This is a genomic window from Pseudomonas sp. AM14(2022), assembly GCF_036346455.1.
GTDB classification, from domain to species: domain Bacteria; phylum Pseudomonadota; class Gammaproteobacteria; order Pseudomonadales; family Pseudomonadaceae; genus Aquipseudomonas; species Aquipseudomonas putida_A.
On the sequence record NZ_JAOTNY010000044.1, the window covers coordinates 1 to 505 of the forward strand.

1 protein-coding gene is annotated in these 505 nt (G+C 58.6%); it reads right to left on the reverse strand.

Annotation, left to right across the window (positions count from 1 at the left end; all coding sequences use genetic code 11):
• Positions 1 to 505: calcium-binding protein (locus V3W27_RS28090; RefSeq protein WP_442962680.1), on the reverse strand; the 505-nt coding region annotated here is incomplete at both ends.

Below are 505 nucleotides of genomic sequence, written 5' to 3' on the forward strand. Positions count from 1 at the left end.
GTCATTGCCCTCACCGGCGTATTCCTGGACCAGCGCCAGCTCGCCCGCCTGATCGATGCTGTAAATGTCATTGCCCTTGCCACCGATCAGAGTGTCGAGGCCAGCACCGCCGATCATGCGGTTGTTGCCATCGTTGCCGATGATGACGTTGTTCTGGGCGTTACCTACACCGGACAGATCAGCAGTGCCGGTGAGAATCAGGTTCTCTACGTTGGCACTGAGGGTGTAGCTCACCGAAGCGCGCACAGTGTCGATTTCGCTGGTCAGGGTGCTGGTTTCGCTGACGACGTCGCCAATGTTATCGACGATGTAGGTGTCGTTGCCGGCGCCGCCGACCATAAAGTCTGCACCTGCGCCGCCATCGAGCACGTTTTCGCCATCGTTGCCGTAGATGGTGTTGTTCAATGCGTTGCCGGTGCCCTTGGTGGCTGCTCCCACGAGGCTCAGGATCTCCACATTGGCGCCCAGCGTGTAATCGACGTAGGAATAGACGGTGTCGATTTCC